Origin of the sequence: Pseudomonas abietaniphila (assembly GCF_900100795.1) — a bacterium.
Lineage (GTDB): Bacteria > Pseudomonadota > Gammaproteobacteria > Pseudomonadales > Pseudomonadaceae > Aquipseudomonas > Aquipseudomonas abietaniphila.
This window is the reverse complement of record NZ_FNCO01000005.1, coordinates 184,244-203,985: the sequence shown is the minus strand read 5'-3', so window position 1 is coordinate 203,985 and position 19,742 is coordinate 184,244. Positions and strand designations below refer to the sequence as shown.

The 19,742-nt window shown below is 59.6% G+C and carries 16 protein-coding genes and 2 tRNA genes; 6 read left to right on the top strand and 12 right to left on the bottom strand.

The features are described from left to right. The first annotated feature begins 155 nt into the window (after positions 1 to 155). Entirely contained in the window at positions 156 to 803 is a 648-nt protein-coding gene (gene erdR, locus BLS87_RS11945) for a response regulator transcription factor ErdR (RefSeq protein ID WP_074752695.1), read from the top strand. Between the two features lie 105 nt (positions 804 to 908). Then, complete coding sequence (locus tag BLS87_RS11940; protein WP_074752694.1) at positions 909 to 1,277, top strand: diacylglycerol kinase; 369 nt, start codon at positions 909 to 911, stop codon at positions 1,275 to 1,277. A gap of 27 nt (positions 1,278 to 1,304) precedes the next feature. Here the strand turns inward: BLS87_RS11940 and BLS87_RS11935 are convergent, their stop codons facing one another. After that, positions 1,305 to 2,231, bottom strand: a complete 927-nt coding sequence (locus BLS87_RS11935; RefSeq protein ID WP_074752693.1) for a LysR family transcriptional regulator — start codon at positions 2,229 to 2,231, stop codon at positions 1,305 to 1,307. A gap of 121 nt (positions 2,232 to 2,352) precedes the next feature. Between BLS87_RS11935 and fpr the strand changes: the two genes are divergently transcribed. Then, positions 2,353 to 3,132, top strand: a complete 780-nt coding sequence (gene fpr / locus BLS87_RS11930; RefSeq protein ID WP_002554680.1) for a ferredoxin-NADP reductase — start codon at positions 2,353 to 2,355, stop codon at positions 3,130 to 3,132. 269 nt (positions 3,133 to 3,401) lie between these two features. On the opposite strand, the gene tsaA is transcribed toward fpr, so the two are convergent. The 3 genes from tsaA to BLS87_RS11915 form a co-directional block, all read right to left on the bottom strand. Beyond that, positions 3,402 to 4,103 (bottom strand): tRNA (N6-threonylcarbamoyladenosine(37)-N6)-methyltransferase TrmO, encoded by a 702-nt coding sequence (gene tsaA / locus BLS87_RS11925; protein ID WP_074752692.1) that lies wholly within the window; start codon positions 4,101 to 4,103, stop codon positions 3,402 to 3,404. 17 nt (positions 4,104 to 4,120) lie between these two features. Then, a complete protein-coding gene (locus tag BLS87_RS11920) occupies positions 4,121 to 4,582 on the bottom strand; it encodes a YehS family protein (protein WP_074752691.1) in 462 nt (153 codons plus the stop codon). A 66-nt stretch (positions 4,583 to 4,648) separates the two neighbouring features. Further along, a complete protein-coding gene (locus BLS87_RS11915; protein WP_074752690.1) occupies positions 4,649 to 5,359 on the bottom strand; it encodes an rRNA pseudouridine synthase in 711 nt (236 codons plus the stop codon). A gap of 162 nt (positions 5,360 to 5,521) precedes the next feature. Between BLS87_RS11915 and BLS87_RS11910 the strand changes: the two genes are divergently transcribed. Further along, positions 5,522 to 6,517 (top strand): alpha/beta fold hydrolase, encoded by a 996-nt coding sequence (locus tag BLS87_RS11910; protein ID WP_074752689.1) that lies wholly within the window; start codon positions 5,522 to 5,524, stop codon positions 6,515 to 6,517. A 140-nt stretch (positions 6,518 to 6,657) separates the two neighbouring features. Here BLS87_RS11910 and BLS87_RS11905 read toward each other — a convergent pair whose 3' ends face one another. Further along, a complete protein-coding gene (locus tag BLS87_RS11905) occupies positions 6,658 to 7,125 on the bottom strand; it encodes a GNAT family N-acetyltransferase (RefSeq protein ID WP_074752688.1) in 468 nt (155 codons plus the stop codon). A 111-nt stretch (positions 7,126 to 7,236) separates the two neighbouring features. Then, positions 7,237 to 8,574, bottom strand: a complete 1,338-nt coding sequence (rimO, locus tag BLS87_RS11900) for a 30S ribosomal protein S12 methylthiotransferase RimO (protein ID WP_074752687.1) — start codon at positions 8,572 to 8,574, stop codon at positions 7,237 to 7,239. A 270-nt stretch (positions 8,575 to 8,844) separates the two neighbouring features. Between rimO and BLS87_RS11895 the strand changes: the two genes are divergently transcribed. Beyond that, a complete protein-coding gene (locus BLS87_RS11895) occupies positions 8,845 to 10,743 on the top strand; it encodes a potassium transporter Kup (protein ID WP_074752686.1) in 1,899 nt (632 codons plus the stop codon). Between the two features lie 194 nt (positions 10,744 to 10,937). On the opposite strand, the gene BLS87_RS11890 is transcribed toward BLS87_RS11895, so the two are convergent. From BLS87_RS11890 to BLS87_RS11875, 4 genes are all read right to left on the bottom strand, one after another. Further along, positions 10,938 to 12,239 (bottom strand): virulence factor family protein, encoded by a 1,302-nt coding sequence (locus BLS87_RS11890; protein WP_074752685.1) that lies wholly within the window; start codon positions 12,237 to 12,239, stop codon positions 10,938 to 10,940. Then, positions 12,239 to 14,881 carry a bifunctional lysylphosphatidylglycerol flippase/synthetase MprF gene (mprF, locus tag BLS87_RS11885; protein WP_074752684.1) on the bottom strand — a complete coding sequence of 881 codons (2,643 nt, stop codon included), beginning with the start codon at positions 14,879 to 14,881 and terminating at the stop codon, positions 12,239 to 12,241. The genes BLS87_RS11890 and mprF overlap by 1 nt, the downstream gene beginning before the upstream one ends. 332 nt (positions 14,882 to 15,213) lie before the next feature. Further along, positions 15,214 to 15,290 (bottom strand) — tRNA-Met (locus tag BLS87_RS11880). A gap of 261 nt (positions 15,291 to 15,551) precedes the next feature. Then, positions 15,552 to 15,628 (bottom strand) — tRNA-Met (locus tag BLS87_RS11875). 262 nt (positions 15,629 to 15,890) lie between these two features. Here BLS87_RS11875 and dinB point away from each other — a divergent pair. Continuing rightward, positions 15,891 to 16,949, top strand: coding sequence for a DNA polymerase IV (gene dinB, locus BLS87_RS11870; protein WP_074752683.1), 1,059 nt, complete (start codon positions 15,891 to 15,893; stop codon positions 16,947 to 16,949). Between the two features lie 7 nt (positions 16,950 to 16,956). Here the strand turns inward: dinB and BLS87_RS11865 are convergent, their stop codons facing one another. Then, complete coding sequence (locus tag BLS87_RS11865; protein ID WP_074752682.1) at positions 16,957 to 17,913, bottom strand: hypothetical protein; 957 nt, start codon at positions 17,911 to 17,913, stop codon at positions 16,957 to 16,959. A gap of 78 nt (positions 17,914 to 17,991) precedes the next feature. Further along, complete coding sequence (locus BLS87_RS11860) at positions 17,992 to 19,707, bottom strand: proline--tRNA ligase (RefSeq protein ID WP_074752681.1); 1,716 nt, start codon at positions 19,705 to 19,707, stop codon at positions 17,992 to 17,994. Positions 19,708 to 19,742 lie beyond the last annotated feature (35 nt).

Sequence of the window (19,742 nt, the reverse complement as noted above, 5' to 3'; positions counted from 1 at the left end):
TGGGCATCCTTGGCGCCGCATGAGTGCTTGAACGCCACTCCCCGCGTGCGCTGGCGTTGTTTGCGTCGTACTGACGCGCTGTAAAAAAGTGGCATTTCCCGATGCCATCGTGAGCGCTGAATCCGTCGGCCCTCACCTATAAACAGGATCATGAAATGACCTACGAAATCCTGATCGCCGATGACCATCCCCTGTTCCGCAGTGCCTTGCACCAGGCCTTGACCCTGGGCTTGGGCCCCGACGCCCGACTGGTCGAAGCGGAAAGCATCGCCGACCTGGAGGCGCGTCTGACGGAGAAGTCCGATTGGGATCTGGTGTTACTGGACCTCAATATGCCCGGCGCGTACGGATTCTCAGGGCTTGTGCTGCTGAGGGGACAGTACCCGCAGGTGCCGGTGGTCATGGTGTCGGCGCAGGAAGAAGCGGCTGTGGTGGTCAAGTCGAAGGAGTTCGGCGCCAGCGGTTTCATTCCGAAGTCCAGTTCGCTGGAAACGATTCAACAGGCGGTGCGCACGGTGCTCGACGGCGACGTCTGGTGGCCGCCGCAGGTCAACGAAAATGTAAGCGTCTCGCCGGAGGCCAAGGCCGCCAGTGAAGGCCTTGCCAGCCTGACCCCGCAGCAGTTCCGCGTGCTGACCATGGTCTGTGAAGGCTTGCTGAACAAACAGATTGCTTATGAGTTGAGCGTGTCCGAAGCCACCATCAAGGCCCATGTGACCGCGATCTTTCGCAAGCTGAACGTGCGAACGCGTACGCAGGCTGCTTTGCTCTTGCAACAACTGGAATCGATTTCGCCCAACTGATGCGTCTGTTTTACCGCTTTTCGCGGCCTCCAGCGGCGGTTCTTCACACTTTTTTGACCGCCGCTGAACTAGCCTCCACCGTCTTCTTTTATCAGTAGTTTTCCTATGACGTCGCCTTTCAAAGGTCAAACCGGCCTTAAACGTATTCTCAATGCTTCCGGGTATTCACTTGACGGCCTGATTGCCGCCTTCAAAGGCGAAGCCGCGTTTCGCCAACTGGTGTTGCTCAACGTCATCCTGATCCCGGTGTCGTTTCTGTTTCATGTCAGCCGGGGCGAGCGGGCGATTCTCATCGCCGTGTGCTTGCTCGCGCTGATCGTCGAGTTGCTGAACTCGGCCATTGAAGCGGCCATTGACCGAATTTCCCTGGACCGCCACCCGTTGTCGAAGAACGCCAAGGACATGGGCAGCGCGGCGCAGTTCGTCGCGCTGAGCATGATCGCTGTGGTTTGGGCGTTGATTTTGTTGGGTTGACCGAACAGGCGTTTGCCCGGCGTCGCTTCAGGCGATACTGGGCAACACGATCTCGTCACTGCGCTGCACGCCGGCCGTGAAGGCGCGGCAAAGGTCCAGAAATTCGCGGATGGCCGAGGTCTGGTATTTTTGCTTGTGCCAGATGAAGTAGAACTGACGCACCAGATCCAGTTCCGGTGTTTCCACCGCCACCAGGCTGCCCCGGCGAAACGCGTCGCGCAACGCCAGCCGGGATATGCAACCAATCCCCAGCCCCGATTCCACCGCACGTTTGATTGCCTCCGTGTGCTCAAGCTCAAGGCGCACATTCAGGCTGTTGAGGTGGTGACGCATCGCCTGATCAAACGTCAGGCGCGTGCCTGAACCCTGCTCCCGAAGAATCCAGGCTTCCTGCGTCAATTCTGCCAGTGTGGCGTGCCCGCGCTTGGCCAGCGGGTGCTGAGGCGCACAAAACACCACCAACTCGTCCTCCACCCAGGTTTGCACCTCGATGTCGGGATGGCTGCAATCGCCCTCGATCAAGCCCAGGTCGATTTCGTAGTGCGCGACCTGCTGCACGATATTGGCAGTGTTCTGCACATGCAGCTTCACCTGGCTTTCCGGGTGACGTTGCATGAAGCTGCCGATCAACAACGTAGCCAGATAGTTGCCAATGGTGAGTGTGGCGCCGACCGCCAATGAACCGAAACCGGACTTGCCGTTGAGCAGGTCTTCGATTTCCTTGGCCTGATCCAGCAATGCAACGGCCTGAGGCAACAATTGCCGTCCGGTGGCATTCAGGCTCAGGCGTTTACCGGCGCGATCGAACAACTGGCAACTGGATTGCCGTTCGAGTTCGGTGATGGAGGTACTGGCCGCCGATTGCGACAGGGAAAGCTGCACGGCAGCGCGTGAAACGCTTTCCTGCTGGGCCACGGCGACGAAGACTTGCAGTTGACGAAGAGTAAATCGCATATCTATATAACCGATAACCCATATCTTGATAATTCAGTTAACAGATATTGTGTCTGCCACTAGAATATCGCGCAATGGCGCTTTGACCGGCGCAGGCACATTTCAGGAGTTCCCACGTACCATGAGCAACATGAATCACGAGCGTGTCCTCAGCGTTCATCACTGGAACGACACCCTCTTCAGTTTCAAGTGCACCCGTGATCCAGGCCTGCGCTTCGAGAACGGTCAGTTCGTCATGATCGGTCTGCAGCAGCCAAACGGGCGCCCGCTCATGCGTGCCTACTCCATCGCCAGCCCGAACTGGGAAGAGCATCTGGAGTTCTTCAGCATCAAGGTGCCGGACGGCCCGCTGACCTCGCAGCTGCAGCACCTCAAGGAAGGCGACGAGATCATCATCAGCAAAAAGCCTACCGGCACGCTGGTGCTCGATGACCTCAAGCCAGGCAAACACCTGTACCTGCTCAGCACCGGCACCGGTCTTGCGCCCTTCATGAGCGTGATTCAGGACCCGGAAACCTACGAGCGTTTCGAGAAGGTCATCCTGTGCCACGGTGTGCGTTACGTGAACGAAGTCGCCTACCGCGAGTTCATCACCGAGCACCTGCCACAGAACGAATTCTTCGGCGAAGCGCTGCGCGACAAGCTGATCTACTACCCGACCGTTACCCGCGAGCCGTTCGAAAACGAAGGCCGCCTGACCGACCTGATGCGCAGCGGCAAGCTGTTCAGCGATATCGGTCTGCCGCCGATCAACCCGCAGGACGACCGCGCCATGCTGTGCGGCAGCCCAAGCATGCTCGACGAAACCAGCGAAGTGCTGAACAGCTTCGGTCTGACCGTTTCGCCACGCATGCGTGAGCCGGGCGATTACCTGATCGAGCGTGCATTTGTCGAGAAGTGATACTGAACCCGCAGGTCTTCAAACTTGCGGGGCTTTTTTGACTGAAGATATTCAGCGTTTAATGCGGCCCCTTCCCGAGCACGCTCGGTCCCACAGGGTTTTGCAGCTGGCTGAATATCGGGGCTTCGTCTGGAGTCCTCTGTGGGAGCGAGTTTCCTCGCGAAGAAGTCAGTGCGGGCGCTAGAGGTTTAGTGCCTGACAAAAAAACCGCCTGGAGGTCACGGACCAGGCGGTTTTTTTGTGGGCGGTCGTTGAGTGGTGAGCAGGGATCAACGGGCAGGGACGACTTCCAGTACCCGAATCAGGCCGGCTTGCGGATAATGCCAGCGCACGTCCAGGTCCCAGAATTGCGCGCCATACACACGCTCTGGCGCTGGCACCTGATACGCCGGCCGCGGGTCCTGGGCCAGGCACTGATCGATCAGCTCCACCAGTGGCTCATCGAGGCGCAGGGCATGTTCACGCGCCTGCATGAGCGCTGCATCGTTCCATTGCACGGGAATCAGCGCCGGGGCGGCAGCAGCCATGCGGTTGCTCGCACCGGTCACAACATCGGCATAGGGCACATAAGGTTTGACGTCCAGCACCGGCGTGCCGTCCAGCAGGTCGATGCCCGACAGCCACAATCGTCCGGCCTCGACCTTCTCCAGCTTCACCACCGATTGCCCAATGCCGTTCGGCCGATGGGTAGCACGGGTGGCGAACACCCCCATCGACTGATTACCCCCAAGACGAGGAGGGCGCACTTTCAGTCGGGGTTTGTCCTCCAGCGCTTGATGGAACACAAACAGCAGCCAGACATGGCTGACCTGTTCCAACCCCTGTACGGCCTCACCCTGATCAAACGGCGCCACCAGTTCAAGTACGCCACGGGCGGCCGGTGCCAGTTGTGGCTGGCGCGGGATGGCGAACTTCTCCCTGAAGCAGGAGCGCACGAAACCGATGGGAGAGACGCTGTAACTCGGGTTCATTGGGTCATCGACAGCCTTCAGCCGCGTACGCGCAACGTCAGCCCGCGCAAGAAATTGCGCAGCAGCTGATCGCCGCATGGGCGATAGTTATTGTGCCCGGCTTTGCGAAACAGGGCGCTCAGCTCAGGCTTGGAGACGGGAAATTCGGCGGCCTTGAGGATCGCGTGCATGTCGTCTTCCTTCAGTTCGAAGGCGACGCGCAGCTTCTTCAGGACGATGTTGTTGGTCATCGGCAGTTCGATCGGCAACGGAGGGCGGGTTTCATCCTTGCCGCGCTTGAAAAACACCAGGCCGTCGAGAAAGTAGGCCATGACTTCGTCGCTGCAGGGTTCGAAACCTTCTTCTTCGTCTTTCTTCATGTAGGCCATGATCTGGGCCTTGGTCACGTCGAAGCCGCCCAGCTTGATGATATCCACCACCTTGGCGTCGCTGATATCGAGCATGTAGCGAATGCTACGCAGTACATCGTTGTTCATCATGATGCGTGAGTCCTGATCAATCGGGTGTGAGCGCGCGCGGGTGCCGCGCTGCGCTGGAAATGCGGGTTAGAACTTTTCTTTATCGGTCATGTAGCGCCATTGGCCTTCCGGCACCTTGCCGATCGAGACGCCGCCGACGCGGATCCGCCGGATCGACACGACTTTCAAGCCAACCGCTTCGCACAGTTGCGCGATGACACCGGGCTGGGGGTTCTTCATGGCGAAGCGCAGGCGGGTTTCGTTCTGCCAGCTGGCCTTGACCTTGGGCAGTTCCTTGCCCTTGTACATCAGGCCGTGGTTCAGGCGGTTGAGGCCGTGAGCAACCATCTCGCCATCGATCTCGACCACGTACTCCTGTTCGATCTTGCTGCGGTCGTCGGTCAGCTTGCGCAGGATTTTCCAGTCCTGGCTGAACACCATCAGGCCGCTGGCATTGGCCTGCAACGTCGAGATGGCTTCCAGGCGAAGGAAATGACCCTTGAGCGGACGCTTGCTGAAGCTGTGCTCGGCCGACAACGACTCGGGCGTAATCAGTGACAAGGCTTTTTCAGGGCTCATGCCGGCGGGGACGTTGAACAGGATGGTCACGGCTTCAGGGGTGACGGCCTTGGCATCGGGGCTGAGAACGACGGTCTGGTTCTCGACCTTGAATTGCGGCTCGTCGACGACAACGCCGTCCACCGTGACCCAGCCGCCTTCGATGAACAGCTCGGCTTCGCGGCGCGAGCAGCCGACCTGCTCGATAAGGCGTTTGGAAAGGCGAATGGGGTCAGTCATGAGAAAAGCCGTAACAGAAGGGAAAGGCGCCTATTGTACCCGTGCAAGCACCGTTAATCGCGGCAACATTGAAAATGCTTCTTGAATGAGACTCCATCTGAAGGATTTTTCCGGGAGTAGCGTTGGTCTGCTCTTGATTCCCACTTCATATGGAGCTTTTTCATGACCAAATGGTTACCCGCGCTGCTGATGGGCATCAGCTTGCCTTTGCTGGCGGCGCAGACGCCTTCCTATGGCCCGCAGCTGGAAGGGTTTCAATACCCGTTCGCGGCGCAGAATTTCAGCTTCGAGTCGCAGGGTGCGCAGGTGCAGATGGGGTACATGGACATCAAACCCACCGGCACGCCCAATGGCAGGAGTGTGGTGATGCTGCATGGCAAAAACTTTTGTGGCGCGACCTGGGAGGGCAGCATTAAAGCGCTGACGGCTGCGGGCTATCGTGTGGTGGCGCCGGATCAGATCGGCTTTTGTCGTTCCAGCAAACCCGCTGACTACACCTACTCGTTCGAGCAACTGGCGCAGAATACGAAGGCACTGTTGACTCACTTGGGCATCGATCATGTCACCGTGGTCGGACACTCCATGGGCGGCATGCTGGCGACGCGTTTTGCCTTGATGTACCCGGATCAGGTGGATCAGTTGCTGCTGGTCAACCCGATCGGCCTTGAAGACTGGAAAGCCAAAGGCGTGCCCGATCGAAGTTTCGACGATTGGTACGCCCGTGAACTGAAAACCAGTGCCGAAAGCATTCGCAAGTATCAGCAATCGACCTATTACGCCAACGAATGGCGGCCGGAGTTCGATCATTGGGTCGACATGCAGGCCGGCATGTTCAACGGCAAGGGCAAGGAAGAGGTCGCCCGGGCGTCGGCGAAGACCTACGGGATGATCTTCAATCAGCCGGTCTTCTACGACTTTGAAAAGCTGAAGATGCCGACGGTGTTGTTCATCGGCCAGAAGGACAACACCGCCATCGCCAAGGACGCCGCGCCGCAAGCCCTGCGCAAGACGCTGGGCAACTATCCCGAGTTGGGCAAGGCGGTCGCCAAGCGGATTGCGCAGGCGACGCTGATCGAGTTCGCCGGGTTGGGGCACGCGCCGCAGATTCAGGATCCGCAACAGTTCAATAAAGTGCTGCTGGAGAGCTTGAAGCGCTGAGCGAGTCGCTGATTTGCGCCTGACACGCTGCATGAACAACCCTGTAGTGTAGGAGCCGGCTTGCTGGCGAATGCTGTAGATCAGCCAACCATCAACGTGTCTGATTCAACGCGTTCGCCAGCCAGCCAGCTCCTACAGAATCACGCGTCACGTTCAAGTTTTGGTTTCAGGCGCATCCGCAACATCGGATACGGGCGTCCCAGACCGTCCACCTCAGAGCGGCCCACCTGCTCGAACCCCTGCTTCTCATAGAACCCCAAGGCTTGCGGGTTCTGCTCGTTCACGTCGAGTTCGGTCACCCTGTAGTGCTCGATGGCATAGTCCAGCAGCTTCTTGCCCAGCCCCAGGCCGCGATAATCCGGTGCGATGAACAGCATCTCCAGTTTGCCGGGGGTCGTTCCGCCGAAACCGGTAATGTTCAGGTGCGAGTCACGGGTGCAGAACAGGTTCACCGAGTCCAGGTACTGCGTCTCCAGCAGGTTCCTGAGCAGGGTGATGTAGTTTTCCGGCAGGAAGTCATGGGTGGCGCGAACCGAGGCCTCCCACACACGGGTCAGTTCGGCGTAATCGTGCTTTTTGGGCAGGTAAATGACCGAGTGGTGGGTCATGTTGCCTCTTCTCCTGTTCTGTCGTTGTCCTGATGTGGAGACGATAGCCAGAAAAAACAAACCCCGCCGTTTGAAGGGCGGGGTTGTCATGAAGCTTGACCGGATCGGCGCTTAGACCGGTTCGGCCCACAGGTCGTATTCGTCTGCGTCAACCACGCGGCACATGACCTTGTCGCCTGGCTTCAAATCACGATCGCTCTCGACAAAGACGTTGCCGTCGATTTCCGGCGCATCGAAGAAGGAGCGGCCCACGAAGCCTTGCTCGTCAACTTCGTCGATCAGCACTTCGATTTCCTTGCCGATCTTCATCTGCAGGCGTGCGGCGCTGATGGCCTGCTGGTGGGCCATGAAGCGGTCCCAACGGTCCTGCTTCACATCGTCCGGCACGATCGGCGCGTCCAGCAGGTTGGCGGGTGCGCCTTCGACTGGCGAGTACTGGAAGCAACCCACGCGATCAAGCTGCGCTTCGGTCAGCCAGTCCAGCAGGTACTGGAAGTCTTCCTCGGTTTCGCCCGGGAAGCCGACGATGAACGTCGAACGGATGATCAGGTCCGGGCACTGCTCGCGCCATTTTTTGATGCGCGCCAGGGTCTTGTCTTCAAAGGCCGGGCGTTTCATCAGCTTGAGGATCTTGGGGCTCGCGTGCTGGAACGGGATGTCCAGGTAGGGCAGGATCTTGCCCTCGGCCATCAACGGGATGATTTCGTCGACGTGCGGGTACGGGTAGACATAGTGCATGCGGACCCAGACGCCCAGCGAGCCGAGGGCCACGCAGAGTTCGGTCATACGGGTCTTGACCGGTTGGCCGTTCCAGAAGCCGGTGCGGTATTTGACGTCGACGCCGTAGGCGCTAGTGTCCTGGGAGATGACCAGCAGTTCCTTGACGCCGGCCTTGACCAAGCGCTGGGCTTCGTCGAGCACGTCACCGACCGGACGGCTGACCAGCTTGCCGCGCATGGACGGGATGATGCAGAAGCTGCAGCTGTGGTTGCAGCCTTCGGAAATCTTCAGGTAGGCATAGTGGCGCGGGGTCAGCTTGATACCTTGTGGTGGCACCAGATCGATCAGCGGGTTGTGATCGAGTTTCGGCGGCGCGGCGTCGTGGACGGCGTTGACCACTTGCTCGTACTGCTGCGGACCGGTCACGGCCAGCACGCTTGGGTGGACGTTGCGAATGACGCTTTCGTCCACGCCCATGCACCCGGTGACGATCACTTTGCCGTTTTCGGCGATCGCTTCACCGATGGTGTCCAGGGATTCGGCCTTGGCGCTGTCGATGAAACCGCAGGTATTGACCACGACCACGTCGGCGTCCTGGTAGGTCGGCACGACCTCATAGCCTTCCATGCGCAACTGAGTGAGGATGCGCTCGGAATCGACCAGGGCCTTCGGGCAACCGAGGCTGACAAAGCCGACCTTGGGGGCGGCAGACGTGGTGACGGTGGACATTGACTAACCTCGGCGTAGGTATGCCTGGGCGATTGACCGAGGCATTGATTGGGCGCTGGGTGCGCCTCTGATCAAAAAGTGCGCAATTCTAGCGATCAGTCGAACGATTGACCAGTGTTATACCGAGAATTACGACGAGTGCTGCGCTATGCTTCGCGCCTTGAGCCCGGCGGCGGTGTCGACCGGGCTCATCGGAATTTACCGGTGTGAGTCAGGTCCATGGGACAGCACCGCACCGTTGTGCTCGAGTCATGGTTTCAGGAGTGGTAAATGGGTCACGCAACTAGTCAGGCCGAGGCCGGACATCAAACGGCGAAACCACTGAGTCTGCTGGTAGGCGCGGTAGGGGTGGCGTACGGGGACATCGGCACCAGCCCGCTGTACACGATCAAGGAGGTATTCGTCGGTGGTTATGGCGTGCAGGCCGGTCACGATGCCGTGCTGGGTATCCTGTCGCTGATCTTCTGGTCGTTGGTGTGGGTGGTGTCGTTCAAGTACATGGCCTTGGTGCTGCGCGCCGATAACGACGGCGAAGGCGGCATCATGGCGCTCACGGCGCTGGCCCGTCGGGCATCGGCCAGGTTCCCGAAACTGCAGGCCACCATGATTGTGTTTGGTCTGTTCGGTGCGGCGCTGTTCTACGGCGACAGCATGATCACCCCGGCGATCTCGGTGCTGTCGGCGATCGAGGGGATGGAGCTGGCGTTCGACGGCCTCGATCACTGGGTCGTGCCGATCGCGCTGATCGTGCTGGTGGCCTTGTTCCTGATTCAGCGGCACGGCACCGCGCGGATCGGCGTGATGTTCGGTCCGATCATGGTGCTGTGGTTCGTGACCCTCGGCGCGCTCGGCATTTTCGGCATCGCGCGTCAGCCGGAAGTGCTCCACGCGGTCAATCCGGTCTGGGCTGTGCGCTTCTTTATCGACCATCCCGGTATTGGCGTGGCCGTGCTCGGCGCGGTGGTGCTGGCGCTGACCGGTGCCGAAGCCCTTTACGCGGACATGGGCCACTTCGGTCGCAAGCCGATTTCACGCGCCTGGTTCGGTCTGGTACTGCCCGCGCTGATGCTCAACTATTTCGGTCAGGGCGCGCTGGTCATCCAGGACCCTGAAGCCGTGCGTAACCCGTTCTACCTGTTGGCGCCGAGCTGGGCGCTGCTGCCACTGATCGGCCTGTCCACGCTGGCAACCATTATTGCGTCGCAAGCCGTGATCTCCGGCGCGTTCTCGATGACGCTGCAGGCGATTCAACTGGGTTACATCCCGCGCATGTACATCCAGCACACCTCGAGTGACGCACAAGGGCAGATCTATATCGGTGCCGTGAACTGGGCGCTGATGGTGGGTGTGATTCTGCTGGTGCTGGGCTTCGAATCTTCTGGCGCACTGGCCTCGGCATACGGCGTCGCGGTGACGGGCACGATGCTCTGCACCACCATTCTCGTTGCTTCCGTGATGCTGTTGGCATGGAAGTGGTCGCCCTGGATTGCAGTGCCTATCCTGGCGGGCTGTCTGTTTGTAGACGGTATGTTCTTCGCGGCCAACGTGCCGAAAATCTTTCAGGGCGGCGCTTTCCCGTTCCTGGCCGGCATCGCGCTGTTCATCTTGATGACCACCTGGAAGCGCGGCAAGCAACTGCTGGTGGACCGCATTGATGAAGGCGGCCTGCCGTTGCCGATCTTCATCAGCAGTATCCGCGTTCAGCCGCCGCATCGCGTTCAGGGGACGGCGGTGTTTCTGACTGCCCGTCCGGATGCAGTGCCGCACGCCCTGTTGCACAACCTGCTGCACAATCAGGTGCTGCATGAGCAGGTGGTGTTGCTGACGGTGGTTTATGAGGACGCGCCACGGGTGCCTGCTTCCCAGCGCTTTGAAGTCGAGGCGTACGGGGAGGGCTTCTTCCGGGTCATCCTGCACTTCGGTTTCATCGACGAGCCGGACGTGCCGGCGGCGCTGAAACTGTGCCATTTGCCTGACCTGGATTTCAGCCCGATGCGGACCACGTACTTCCTCAGCCGTGAAACCGTGGTGTCCACCAAACTGAAGGGCATGGCCCGCTGGCGTGAAGGGCTGTTTGCTTTCATGTTGAAGAATGCGAACGGCAACCTGCGCTTCTTCAAGCTGCCTTACAACCGGGTGATCGAGCTGGGGACGCAAGTGGAGATGTAGTCACCGCGGCTGCGCCTGTTTGCAGGCGCGAGCTTGCGTGGTCGCGATGCGGTGTGTCAGTCGACATACGCGTTTACGGACAGACCGCATTCGCCACCGTCGTAACCTCCGGCGGCTCCTAACGGTTGCAGTGTCTGGAGCCATAAAAAAATCCCCGCAGCCGTGAGAGTGCGGGGATTTTTTATGCTCCGGATTTACTCGGCGCCGGCCGACTCGGGCGCTTCCTTGCCTTTCCATTTGTCGATGACAGCAATCAGGCGCTTGGCCAGCGCCGGGTAGTCCTCGTCGAAGTGATGGCCACCCGGCAACTGCAGTTTCTGGCCAGGGGCGGTCGCTTCGGTGCAGCCGCTCTCATCCTTCTCTTCCACGCCATAGACGCAGAAGACCTTGTCACCCGGCAGCTTGGCCATTTCCGGACCGGTAGCCGCTTCCTTGCCCGACGCGCCGAGCCAGCCTTCGACAGCGATTTCGAAGCTGCCGCTGCGCGCGAAGGCGAGGAGGATGATGCCGTCGACACGGGCTTTGTCGTCTTCCGGCAAGCGGTTGTAGATCGCCGGCAGCACGTCGGCGCCGAATGAGTAACCGGCAAGAACGAAATGCTTGGCGCCCCATTTCTGGCGATAGTGGGCCATCAGCTCGGTGAGGTCCGCTGCGGTCTGCTCAGGGGATTTGTGCTCCCAGTAGTAGCGCAGGGTGTCGATGCCGACGACCGGATAGCCGCCCGACTTCGCCATGTCGCCGGCCACGTCCTTGTCCAGATCCCGCCAGCCGCCGTCGCCGGACAGGAACAGGGTGACGGTGTCCGATGGCTGGCTCGAAGGCACTTCAACCACGGGAATGTTCAGGCCGCCGCTGGCGTCATCGGCGATCAGCAGATGACGGACTTCGGTGTTCAGAATCTGTGGGTACTTGATGTCGTAGTCGCTGATTTTGGTCTCGGCGTTGGGCGTGTCACGCACGAATACAGCGGTTTCATCGTCCGGACCGTCGTTCCAGGCCACGGTCCATTTGCCGTGGGCAGCGGCCTTGGGTGGAGGGACCTTGCAGTGAGGCTGATTGAGGACAAAGTTCACGGAGATCGCTTGGGCTTTGTCATTGTTCTGGCCGGCCAGCCAGTCCCACGCCACCGACCCGCCAGCACTGATGCCAGCTACTACGTCCGGAGTGCCATCGAGCTTCTGCAACCCGGCGCTGAAGGTCTTCTCTTGCAGTTGGCAGTCGTCCTTCGGCAGGACAACCTGAATGACCTGAGCCGAGGCGTCGTAGCTGAGCGCGAGGACCTGCTTTTCGGTCAGTGCATCGTCAGTGGTCACGGCCAGTGCGACCCGTGTCTTGACCTTGGTCGATGGCGTGGCGCGAATCAACGCCGAGCCATCCTCCAGTGTCATGCGTTCCAGCGTCGGTTGTGCGGCAGGCCGGTTCCACAGCCAGAACCCCAATGCCACCACCAGAATTACCAGGGCTGCGAGTAAAAAGCGCCAGTAGCGTTGAATCATCAGCGTTTCACCAATCCAGTCAGGCCGCCCGCAATAAGGGCGGCGGTATCTGCCAGTGCCACCAGCGGATCGAGTCCTGCGGGCACAGCCATATAACGAGGTTCCCAGTCAGGCTGGAATTTGTCTTTGAAGCGGCGCAAGCCCTGGAAGTTGTAGAGCTGCTCGCCACGGCTGAACACCATCGAACCCAGACGCTGGGTCAGTGGGGCACCGCGCCGTGGCTGAAGGCCCGACAGCGGCACCATGCCGAGGCTGAAGCGCGCGTAGCCTTCCTTTTTGTAATGCAGAATCAGGCCGACCATCATGAATTCCATGGTCAGCTTCGGTGCTTCCGGGTGCGAACGCATCAGATCAAGGCTGGCCAGATCATGGCGAGAGGTTTCCAGCAGGTTGGAAAACGCCACGGGCTTGCCTTCGAAATGAACGATGGCGATGCGAAAGTGCTTGAGGTAATCCAGGCTGAAACGGCCGAGTGAGAAGCCTTTCTCGCGCACATTCTTACCGGTCAGCCAGGCATCGGAAATCACTTTCAGCTCATCCATCGGGGCCTGGCCGACTTCGTAGATTTCCAGTGACAGACCATCGCGACCACCCCGGTTCCAGGTGTAGCGCAGGTCCTTCATTTCCTTGCCCTTGGCCTCGATGTCGAACTTGTGCAGGTCGACGCGCGCCTCTTCACCCAATTTGATCGCGGTCAGGCCGATGTCCATGTAGAACGGCAGGTTTTCCGCGCGCACCTGATAGAACACGGGGCGGGCGTGGTGCACGTCACACAGGTCACGGAACTGCCAGATCAACTCGGCGCGCTGTTGGGTCGGGCCGATCGGGTCGTAAAGCGCGACCAGACTGCGGCCACGATGGGCATACATCAGAAAAGCATTGCCATCGGGGTGCAGCAACACCGCTTTGTCACCGGTCAGTACCAGGCCGCCGTCAGGCTGGTTGGAGGCCTTGATGATCTCGGCGGCCTTCGCCAGCTGTGCTTCGTCCGGCAAATCGATTTGCGGACGCGCGGTACGCAGCAGCCAGGTCAGCGAAACGATGACCAGCAACACCGCGCTGCCCAGTGCCGAGCGCAGCCCGCGCGGTGCATCGGCATCAAGGGTGAACTGCCACCACAGCTGATGGCTGTAAGGCACGTCCTGATAGGCGAACAGCAGCAACCAGAACGAGGCGCCCAGCACGCAGATACTGGCGACCAGATACAGCGGCGAGAACGGCAGTTCCAGCAGCCGGCTTGGGCGATAGAAGGAGCGACGGAAGATCGCCAACAGGCAGGCAGTCAGCAACAGCAGGCTGGCTTCTTCCCAGTCGAAGCCTTTGAGGATCGACAGGATGGAGCCGACGAACAGCAGAATCGTGGTCAGCATCCAGGCGGCGGACAGGCGACGACGCAGGCCCTGAGCGAGCAGCAGGCACAGCACGCCGATCAAGCTGGCGCCGAAGTGCGAGGCATCGATCAGGCGATGAGGGATCAAAAAGCCGAGGCTTTCCAGGCGCGTATCGATTTCGGGCGTCGCGCCGGAAAACAGCAGGACCACGCCGGACAGAAACACCAGCAGCGCCAGAATGGGTGCCCCCAATCCTGAGGCGACGCGCATGGCCTGACGGGCGAACAGGAACCGTTTGGCTTCGCTGAACAGCAGCACCAGGCACGCAATCAGCAACGGCAGGAGCACATAGATCAAGCGATACAGCAGCAGGGCCGCTGCAAGTGGCGCTGCTCCCAGTTCATCGGCAAAGGCGGTCAGCAGGATGGCTTCGAATACGCCAACGCCGCCCGGGACGTGGCTCAGCACGCCGGCCGCTAGCGCCAACAGGTACACCAGCAGGAACGCGCCGAACGGCGGGGCAGAAGGAAGCAGTAGATAAAGGACAGCGGCGGCGGCGGCCACGTCCAGCGCGGTGATCACCAGTTGCATCAAGGTCAGGCGCAGGCCGGGCAGACGCAGTGTACGGCGTCCGGCGCGCACCAGCAGATTGTGCGGGATGGTCTGTTCCGGGAGGCGACGGCGGTAAATCGCGAAGGCCAGAATCAGGCTGATCGCCAACACGGCAACCGCGACAGTCGCCAATACGGGAACCGACACATGCAGCGCCAGCGACGCCGCGGGCAGGTCACTCAACGTAGCCAGCGCGGCCAGCGGTGGCAGCGCGCAACCCAGCGACAGGCTCGCGAACAGGGTCATGTGGGCGACTTCGCCCGCCCCCAGTCCCAGTCTGGAATACAGCCGGTAGCGCACGGATCCGCCGGACAACATCGACAAACCTACGGCGTTACCGATGGCAAACGCGCAGAAGCCGCCCATGACCAATGACTTGGCGGGCAAATTAACGTTTGCATAGCGGCTGGCGGACCACTCATACCCCAGCAGGATGGTGAAGCCGATGGCGGTCGCCAGAACGGCGCCGCCCAGTGAAGGCAAAGGGACGCTGAGCAGGGAGTCCTGCAGGGCGTAAATGTCGAGTTCGGTCAGCATGTGCCGACAGGCAATCAACGCCAGGGCGAAGAGGAGGATAGTGACAGCCAGACCGATAGGCTGACGGTACTTGCTCACCAGTTCGCGCACGCGCAGTCGGGCAGGGGGGACCGGAGTATTCTCCGGAACTGCTTCGTTTGTGTCGGATGGGTTGGCGCGCATCAATCACTCCTTGGATCGTGCGCGACAGGATGGGGGTATACAGCCAAGTTACCAATCCCTACGCAAAAAATAATTCAGGATGTTAGCGCTTCAACGTCTAACGGGCGAATACAGCGGATACGTGTTGGTGACCGTTCAGTCTAGGTTCAGTTACTGGCAAGCGTATCGGCTGGGGGGACAAAAACTGTCGCACCCGGCAACATAAAGTAACAAGCCATTGAAGGCGAAGCCGTACTGACAATGAATTGTGACAAGCGTTTGGTCATGCTGTTCGGGAGCTTTTCGTCAGGGCAAAAAAAAGGCCACTCTTTCGAGTAGCCTTTTTAGACGTTTGGTTGCGGGAGCCGGATTTGAACCGACGACCTTCGGGTTATGAGCCCGACGAGCTACCAGACTGCTCCATCCCGCGTCTGTGAGGCGGCATTCTACAGTCGAACGACGAGGTGTCAACCTTTAATGCTCAGGATCGACAAAATAACCACATTCGTTGTGCCGGTACGCTTAAGTGACCGATGGACAAGGCTTTTATCCCGTCAGGCACTGATTGGCAGCTGGCCATGATCGACGGGCAATGTTTCAGTTGTATGAAGCGGCTGGGTCGGCGTGAAGGGGTAGCAAAAACAGACGCGCACAAAAAAGGCCACTCTTTCGAGTAGCCTTTTTTGATGTTTGGTTGCGGGAGCCGGATTTGAACCGACGACCTTCGGGTTATGAGCCCGACGAGCTACCAGACTGCTCCATCCCGCGTCTGTGAGGCGGCATTCTACAGAGGAACGACGGGCTGTCAAGCAAATGACAGAAAAAAGTGCTTTTTCTTCAATTGGTTAGCGCCCACCTTCAATAGAAGTGGCTTGCCGAGGCTTGCCACACGGGCCTGTCAGCGGATTCGAGTGGTTGCTTTTGCCGTTGAGGCTGCTGGTGCATTTCTCGTCAGTGATTTGGCGTGGTGAGTGTCAGACCGATACTTGAGTGAGATACTGCCCAACCTGTTTTCCTATGACCGCACGCTATGCCGCAGCGCAAAATTATCCATATCGACTGTGACTGCTTTTACGCTGCCATTGAAATGCGTGACGATCCGCGTTTGGCCGGCAAGCCGCTGGCAGTCGGTGGGTCGGCCGACCGGCGTGGCGTCATCGCAACCTGCAATTACGAGGCGCGCGCCTATGGCGTGCGTTCAGCGATGTCGTCGCGGCATGCGCTGACGTTGTGCCCGGATCTGACCATCGTGAAGCCGCGCATGGATGCATATAAAGAAGCGTCGAAGGAAATTCACACCATTTTTCGAGACTACACGGACCTCATCGAGCCACTGTCGCTGGATGAAGCCTATCTGGACGTCTCTGAATGCAGCCATTTTGCCGGGAGCGCCACGCGCATCGCCCAAGACATTCGCCGACGTGTGTCTAACCAACTGCATATCACCGTTTCCGCAGGTGTGGCCCCCAACAAGTTTCTGGCCAAGATCGCCAGCGACTGGCGAAAGCCGAACGGGTTGTTCGTCATCACGCCGGATCAAGTCGAAGCATTCGTGGCTGACCTTCCTGTCTCCAAGCTGCATGGCGTGGGCAAGGTCACCGCCGACAAGCTGGGTCGCCTGGGCATCGTCAGTTGTGCGGATCTGCGGGGATGGGCCCGGTTGTCACTGGTGCGCGAGTTCGGGTCGTTTGGCGAACGGCTGTGGAACCTGGCGCACGGTATCGATGAGCGGCCAGTCCAGAACGATAGCCGCCGCCAGTCGGTGAGTGTCGAGAATACTTACGACACCGACTTGCCTGATCTGGCCAGTTGCCTGGAAAAGCTACCCGCGCTGCTGGAGAACCTGAATGGTCGGATCGCCCGCATCGACACGCTTTACCGGCCAGGCAAACCTTTCGTGAAGGTGAAGTTTCATGACTTCACCCAGACGACGCTGGAGCAGGCCGGGGCGGGGAAGGATCTTGAAAGTTATGAGCAACTGCTGACTCAAGCCTTCGCACGCGGTGACAAGCCGGTGCGACTGCTCGGCATCGGGGTGCGGCTGCACGATCTGCGCAGCGCCCATGAGCAGCTGCAGTTGTTCAATTGACGTAACGTTATTCGCTGCCCACCGGCACAGCCACCAGACGACCCGCGTCTCTCGCCAGAGACTTCAGGAATTCATGCTGCAATTGAGGATCGTTGCGTGTCATCTCGATCAGCGACTGTTCGAGTTCGCTGGCTTCCTCTTCCAGGCCCAACTCCGACAAGCGTTTGACCCGGTGCACCCATTGGCTGACTTCATCGTCTTCCAGATCGTCGTAAATCAGGTCGTGTGCTTCGATCAACTTGCCGCGCAACGACTTGCTCAAGGGCAAGCTGGCGCTGGCTTGCACATGGGTTTGTTCATCCTCGACCTTGAGGCTTAGCTGGGTCACACGGCTCAGGTCCTTCTCGGCGAACGGGCTGTCCAGCAAGTTGACGCGCAGAACGCCGTTACGGTCTGTGTTCAGCTCGTCGGTGTCCTTTCCGGCTCTGACCTCAACCGGGCTCTCGCTCCACGGAAGGCTGGAGTGTTCGATTCGGTGGTCGCGCTGGACTTCGTCGATGCCGGCAAGGTTCTGTTGTGCGCGCCCATGCGAGGGGACGTTCATGAACGGGTTGATGCCTGCGATCCCGTAATTGAGCCAGTCTTTGGTCACGCTGTCGGGCAGGCTGCCAAAGGTCAGCACGTTGACCACATTCGCGCCGACCCCTGCGACGATTGCGACGGCCCCGAGCGGGATCTCGTAGATTTCGCGCCAGGGTTGGTAGGGGGTGTAACGGTCGTAATGACGAGTGACATCGTATTCGGTGATGTCGAAGGTCTTCAGCTCGTGAATACGGACACGGCGTTGCGGCAGCTCAAGGGTCTTGGGCTCGCCGACGTCGATTTGAAAGCTGTGGTCGAGCAGTTTGCGCTCGATGCGTTCTTCGTGTTCGCTGCGTTGAGACAGATGGTTGGCGCAACCGCTGACGAGCAGACTGCCGCACAATGCGGCGCCTGCGAGGCTTGAGGAACTTCGCTTAAACATGAGATCTCTTGTTGCAGGCGGACTTGCCTGGACAAAACAGGTAAAAGCGCGCCCGCTTGAAGCGGGCGCGCCATTGACTCAGCGCTTGATCCGGTCCTTGATGAAGGACAGTACGTCGGCCACCGGCAAGGCCCGAGCTTCAGCCTCGGTGCGGCTCTTGTACTCCAGATTGCCTTCGGCCAGACCGCGGTCGCTGACCACGATACGGTGCGGAATGCCGATCAGCTCCATGTCCGCGAACTTGATGCCGGGGCTGGTTTTCTTGTCACGGTCATCCAGCAATACCTCGAAACCGGCAGCGGTCAGTTCCGCGTAGAGTTTGTCGGTGGCTTCACGAACGGCTTCTGTTTCATAGCGCAGCGGAACCAGCGCGATCTGGAACGGTGCCAGTGCGTCGCTCCAGATGATGCCGTTCTCGTCATTGTTCTGCTCGATGGCAGCAGCCACCACGCGGGAAACGCCGATGCCGTAGCAGCCCATGGTCAGCGTGACCGGTTTGCCGTTCTCGCCCAGGACCTGACACTTCATCGCGTCGCTGTACTTGGTGCCCAGCTGGAAGATGTGACCCACTTCGATGCCGCGCTTGATGATCACGGTGCCGTGGCCATCCGGACTTGGGTCACCTTCGACGACGTTGCGCAGGTCGGCAACTTCCGGAACCGGCAGATCTCGCTCCCAGTTCACGCCGAAATAGTGCTTGTCGTCGATGTTGGCGCCAATGCCGAAATCGCTCATCAGCTCGACCGAGCGGTCGATGATGCAAGGCAATGGAAGGTTCAGCGGGCCAAGGGAACCGGCGCCTGCACCGATGGCGGCACGCAGTTCGGCTTCGCTGGCCATGACCAACGGGCCTGCAACCAACGGGTGGTTGGACGCCTTGATCTCGTTGAGCTCGTGGTCGCCACGAATGATCAACGCGATCAGCTTGCCTTCTTCAGCGGCATGAACCACCAGCGTTTTGACCGTTTTCTCGATCGGCAGACCAAACTGCTCGACCAGTGCGGCGATGGTTTTCGCGTTCGGGGTGTCGACCAGTCGCAACGCTTCGGTCGCGGCACCACGGGTTTTCTCCCGTGGGACGGCCTCGGCTTTCTCGATGTTGGCGGCGTAGTCGGAGGTATCGCTGAACACGATATCGTCTTCGCCGGATTCGGCGAGTACGTGGAACTCGTGGGAGCCCGCGCCACCGATCGAACCGTTGTCTGCCACCACAGGGCGGAAGTTCAGGCCCAGCCGAGTAAAGACGTTGCAGTACGCCTGATGCATGCGGTCGTAGGTTTCCTGAAGGGAATCCTGAGTCGCATGAAAGGAGTAGGCGTCCTTCATGATGAATTCGCGGCCGCGCATCAAACCGAAGCGTGGGCGGATTTCGTCACGGAACTTGGTCTGGATCTGGTACATGTTGATCGGCAGCTGTTTATAGCTGCTCAGTTCATTGCGAGCCAGGTCGGTGATGACTTCCTCGTGGGTCGGGCCGGCGCAGAAATCACGGTCGTGACGGTCCTTCAGGCGCAACAGCTCAGGGCCGTACTGCTCCCAGCGACCGGATTCCTGCCACAGTTCCGCAGGCTGAATACCGGGCATCAATACTTCCAGTGCACCTGCAGCGTCCATTTCTTCACGAACGACGGCTTCGACCTTGCGCAGCACACGCAGGCCCATCGGCAGCCAGGTGTAAAGACCGGAAGCGAGTTTGCGAATCATGCCGGCACGAAGCATCAGCTGATGGCTGATCACGACCGCATCGTTTGGCGTTTCTTTCTGTGTGGCGAGCAAATATTGACTGGTACGCATGGTCGGCCGTTGTCGGTTGCTGTGACTGGGAAATG

Coding starts and splice junctions, on each gene's coding strand:
- erdR (WP_074752695.1), top strand. CDS start 156: ATGACCTACGAAATCCTGATCGCCGATGACCATCCCCTGTTCCGCAGT.
- BLS87_RS11940 (WP_074752694.1), top strand. CDS start 909: ATGACGTCGCCTTTCAAAGGTCAAACCGGCCTTAAACGTATTCTCAAT.
- BLS87_RS11935 (WP_074752693.1), bottom strand. CDS start 2,231: ATGCGATTTACTCTTCGTCAACTGCAAGTCTTCGTCGCCGTGGCCCAG.
- fpr (WP_002554680.1), top strand. CDS start 2,353: ATGAGCAACATGAATCACGAGCGTGTCCTCAGCGTTCATCACTGGAAC.
- tsaA (WP_074752692.1), bottom strand. CDS start 4,103: ATGAACCCGAGTTACAGCGTCTCTCCCATCGGTTTCGTGCGCTCCTGC.
- BLS87_RS11920 (WP_074752691.1), bottom strand. CDS start 4,582: ATGATGAACAACGATGTACTGCGTAGCATTCGCTACATGCTCGATATC.
- BLS87_RS11915 (WP_074752690.1), bottom strand. CDS start 5,359: ATGACTGACCCCATTCGCCTTTCCAAACGCCTTATCGAGCAGGTCGGC.
- BLS87_RS11910 (WP_074752689.1), top strand. CDS start 5,522: ATGACCAAATGGTTACCCGCGCTGCTGATGGGCATCAGCTTGCCTTTG.
- BLS87_RS11905 (WP_074752688.1), bottom strand. CDS start 7,125: ATGACCCACCACTCGGTCATTTACCTGCCCAAAAAGCACGATTACGCC.
- rimO (WP_074752687.1), bottom strand. CDS start 8,574: ATGTCCACCGTCACCACGTCTGCCGCCCCCAAGGTCGGCTTTGTCAGC.
- BLS87_RS11895 (WP_074752686.1), top strand. CDS start 8,845: ATGGGTCACGCAACTAGTCAGGCCGAGGCCGGACATCAAACGGCGAAA.
- BLS87_RS11890 (WP_074752685.1), bottom strand. CDS start 12,239: ATGATTCAACGCTACTGGCGCTTTTTACTCGCAGCCCTGGTAATTCTG.
- mprF (WP_074752684.1), bottom strand. CDS start 14,881: ATGCGCGCCAACCCATCCGACACAAACGAAGCAGTTCCGGAGAATACT.
- dinB (WP_074752683.1), top strand. CDS start 15,891: ATGCCGCAGCGCAAAATTATCCATATCGACTGTGACTGCTTTTACGCT.
- BLS87_RS11865 (WP_074752682.1), bottom strand. CDS start 17,913: ATGTTTAAGCGAAGTTCCTCAAGCCTCGCAGGCGCCGCATTGTGCGGC.
- BLS87_RS11860 (WP_074752681.1), bottom strand. CDS start 19,707: ATGCGTACCAGTCAATATTTGCTCGCCACACAGAAAGAAACGCCAAAC.